The organism is Neisseria sp. P0022.S010 (assembly GCF_051956635.1).
The window spans coordinates 1-3,391 of record NZ_JBQCXF010000323.1 but is presented as its reverse complement, the minus strand read 5'-3'; the positions used below and the strand labels follow the sequence as shown (position 1 = coordinate 3,391).

The 3,391-nt window shown below is 44.9% G+C and carries 4 protein-coding genes and 1 CRISPR repeat array; of the genes, 1 reads left to right on the top strand and 3 read right to left on the bottom strand.

Annotation, left to right across the window (positions count from 1 at the left end; all coding sequences use genetic code 11):
- Window positions 1-77 precede the first annotated feature (77 nt).
- Window positions 78-452, top strand: a complete 375-nt coding sequence (gene rplQ, locus ACTHUT_RS16100) for a 50S ribosomal protein L17 (RefSeq protein WP_003684792.1) — start codon at window positions 78-80, stop codon at window positions 450-452.
- Between the two features lie 46 nt (window positions 453-498).
- Window positions 499-1,788: direct repeats of the CRISPR family, unit length 36 nt; unit sequence GTTGTAGCTCCCTTTCTCATTTCGCAGTGCTACAAT.
- 63 nt (window positions 1,789-1,851) lie between these two features.
- Here rplQ and cas2 read toward each other — a convergent pair.
- From cas2 to ACTHUT_RS16085, 3 genes are all read right to left on the bottom strand, one after another.
- Entirely contained in the window at window positions 1,852-2,178 is a 327-nt protein-coding gene (cas2, locus tag ACTHUT_RS16095) for a CRISPR-associated endonuclease Cas2 (RefSeq protein ID WP_033912916.1), read from the bottom strand.
- Entirely contained in the window at window positions 2,171-3,085 is a 915-nt protein-coding gene (gene cas1, locus ACTHUT_RS16090; protein WP_440419055.1) for a type II CRISPR-associated endonuclease Cas1, read from the bottom strand. Before cas1 ends, cas2 begins: the two co-directional genes overlap by 8 nt.
- A 65-nt stretch (window positions 3,086-3,150) precedes the next feature.
- The coding region (locus ACTHUT_RS16085; protein WP_440419053.1) for a hypothetical protein at window positions 3,151-3,391 on the bottom strand (241 nt) is incomplete at its 5' end.

The following is a 3,391-nucleotide window of genomic DNA, read 5'->3' as shown; positions in this document are numbered from 1 at the left end:
CATTAGGTTCCAAATTAGAAGCTTGGCCGCCTGTAGGCTTAGAAAAGCCGTAAGTTTGAAGATTAAAGGATAATGACATGCGTCATCGTAATGGCAACCGCAAATTAAACCGTACTAGCAGCCACCGTGCTGCGATGCTGCGCAATATGGCGAATTCCTTGTTGACTCACGAAACCATCGTGACAACTTTGCCTAAAGCAAAAGAATTGCGCCGCGTAGTTGAGCCCTTGATTACCTTGGGTAAAAAACCTTCTTTGGCAAACCGTCGTTTGGCTTTTGACCGCACTCGCGATCGTGATGTTGTAGTTAAATTGTTTGACGAATTGGGTCCACGCTTTGCTGCTCGTAACGGCGGCTACGTTCGTGTACTGAAATACGGTTTCCGTAAAGGCGACAATGCTCCTTTGGCATTGGTTGAATTGGTTGATAAAGCAGCTGATTCTGCTGAATAAGCAAATTAATATGAAAGCACTACCTGTTTAGGTGGTGCTTTTTTATTTGGATAGACCCTTTCTCATTTCGCAGTGCTACAATGGAACTGGTTGACCACCTGCGCCAAACCTTGTTGTAGCTCCCTTTCTCATTTCGCAGTGCTACAATCAGCATTCTTGTTGGTCAAACCTTGTCGGCGTTGTAGCTCCCTTTCTCATTTCGCAGTGCTACAATTTGCTTGGTCTAATAAAGCCATTATGGAAAGTTGTAGCTCCCTTTCTCATTTCGCAGTGCTACAATTTCCAACGGTGTGTCATCAGCCCAAACGGGGTTGTAGCTCCCTTTCTCATTTCGCAGTGCTACAATCTGGTTTTCAAATCGGTCTTGTTCGGCCAAGTTGTAGCTCCCTTTCTCATTTCGCAGTGCTACAATACAGATTGACATTTTAGACCCCTCTCAAATGTTGTAGCTCCCTTTCTCATTTCGCAGTGCTACAATTCTGTCTTTGGTCTCTGTTGCGATGGAGCGGTTGTAGCTCCCTTTCTCATTTCGCAGTGCTACAATGCTTGATATTTGCGCCTTTCTTAGCCAGCTGTTGTAGCTCCCTTTCTCATTTCGCAGTGCTACAATCTTTATCGGCATCGAGCGCGAGCCGAAATAGTTGTAGCTCCCTTTCTCATTTCGCAGTGCTACAATAAAATTAATAACATTCCGCTTTCGGGGGCAGTTGTAGCTCCCTTTCTCATTTCGCAGTGCTACAATCCGATTTTTCTTTGAATGTAAAGCTCAGGGGTTGTAGCTCCCTTTCTCATTTCGCAGTGCTACAATATGAATTTTTAGATCCAACACCGAGCGTCTGTTGTAGCTCCCTTTCTCATTTCGCAGTGCTACAATTTTATCCAAAACACAAGCTACTTTTGTGATGTTGTAGCTCCCTTTCTCATTTCGCAGTGCTACAATAAAGAAAGAGATGAAGAATAATGCTCCCCGGTTGTAGCTCCCTTTCTCATTTCGCAGTGCTACAATGCGCGGACGATGTATTCATCATCGGCAACCGTTGTAGCTCCCTTTCTCATTTCGCAGTGCTACAATATTATGAATCTTTATATACAAGACAGAATCGTTGTAGCTCCCTTTCTCATTTCGCAGTGCTACAATTTTGGGCAATAAGTCATGATCGGCTTCGAAGTTGTAGCTCCCTTTCTCATTTCGCAGTGCTACAATCGCATTACGTACCATCCGCGAACGCTTGGGGTTGTAGCTCCCTTTCTCATTTCGCAGTGCTACAATCTATGTGGATATCGGGATTACCCGCCGACAGTTGTAGCTCCCTTTCTCATTTCGCAGTGCTACAATACCTAAACGGGAAACTCTTATTCTATAAGGGTTTCCCGTTTTATTTGGTCTGAAAAATAGGGCTTAAAATAATAATAGTTGGTCGGAATTTACCCTTTTTTCTTGGGTTTTCAGCTCTCCCAATAGTAGTTTCATGGTGGCATATTGCTTTTCTGTTACTTCCAAACAGCGGATTGACCCTTCTTGCGGTAGGTTTGCACATAGCCTGTTGTGGTGTTTTTGCAACGAATCTCGACCTTTGACAATACGGCTGTATACGGAAAGTTGGAGCATTTGGTATCCATCTTTTAATAGAAACTGGCGGAATTGATTGGCGGCTTTGCGCTTGGCCGCTGTGGTGACTGGTAGGTCGAAGAAGACGATAATCCTCATAAATTTGGCCTCACTCATATTGGTATTCTTTCAATGGCAAGATTTCAGGTAGTTTCAGCTGTTTGGCGTTTTTGTCGGTTACGCTGGCTTGAAATGAAGAAATCATTTTGTCGATGGCAGCCAAGGTGCTGAAATGTTGCCGTTCGATGCAGATTTGACAGTGAAGGGTCTTGATAAGGTTTTGTTTGATGTTGGGGGTCAGATCAGTTTTCAGACGGCCTTGTTCATGCAAATGTATAACGACCAGGTCGGCCAATGGGCGTAAGGGTTCGATAAAGTCATCAGCGAGGTTGAATGGATTTAGTTCGCTTCTATGAAACAAGCCTAATGCAGGCAACCAGCCATATAAGGTCAGGGCGCGTGCGACTGCGGCACGGAGTACGGCGTAGGTGTAGTTCAATGCGGCATTGACGGCATTGTTGTCATTACGGGTAAATTTTTCTCCAAAGAGGGCTTGGAAGTAGAGGGCGGCAGCTTGGGCTTCACGGTTTCCTGTATCGCCTGAACGGACTTCAACTGCCAAAGTGCGTAACCGTTTGGCTGCAAGATCATTGCCTGTTTCGTCTGCGACAAATGCTTGGTTCAGGATTTTTTGGCGGACGATATGTTGCCAGAATTGCTTTTTTAAAGGTTCGCTTATATTCAGCTGTAGTTTGAGGATTTTGAGTTGGCGGTGATATTGGGCATAAGGCAGCCATTGTCCGCAGGGCAGGAACTGTTCGTCACATGTCAGTAAGGTTGCGCCATATTCGGCTAAGGCTGATAGGAGCGGGGCAGTAATCAGGGTTTCGCGGTTTTCGATGATAATAACGGCGATGTCTTCTAATGGTACGGTGTGGGACTCGCCGTTTTGTTGAATCAGCAGTTGCCGGCTTTGCAAGGATAGTTTGCCGCCGTTTTGAATAAGCAGGCTGCGCCAAGTCATGTTTTCCCCTTATTTTGATATAAAAAATCCCTGCTTCAGGCCGTCTGAAACAGGGATAGATTAATTTAACGGACAGGCGGGCGTTTTTTCAGACGGCATGGTCTGATTTCTTTGCCGAGTTCGTCGATTTGGTATTTTTGGAATGAAAGAGCGGTTTTGACACCAATACCTTCCAGTATTCCATTTTTGCCAATTTTATGATCAAGATCATGAATGCGTATATTAATATTACCTGTGCCTCGATGGCAGCTGGCAAAGTAACCAAATATCCTAGCTCTGTCTATTATCCACATCTGACGCTGCCGA

Excerpts from the sequence above, each read along its gene's own strand:
- rplQ (WP_003684792.1), top strand. The coding sequence starts at position 78 with ATGCGTCATCGTAATGGCAACCGCAAATTAAACCGTACTAGCAGCCAC.
- cas1 (WP_440419055.1), bottom strand. The coding sequence starts at position 3,085 with ATGACTTGGCGCAGCCTGCTTATTCAAAACGGCGGCAAACTATCCTTG.
- cas2 (WP_033912916.1), bottom strand. The coding sequence starts at position 2,178 with ATGAGTGAGGCCAAATTTATGAGGATTATCGTCTTCTTCGACCTACCA.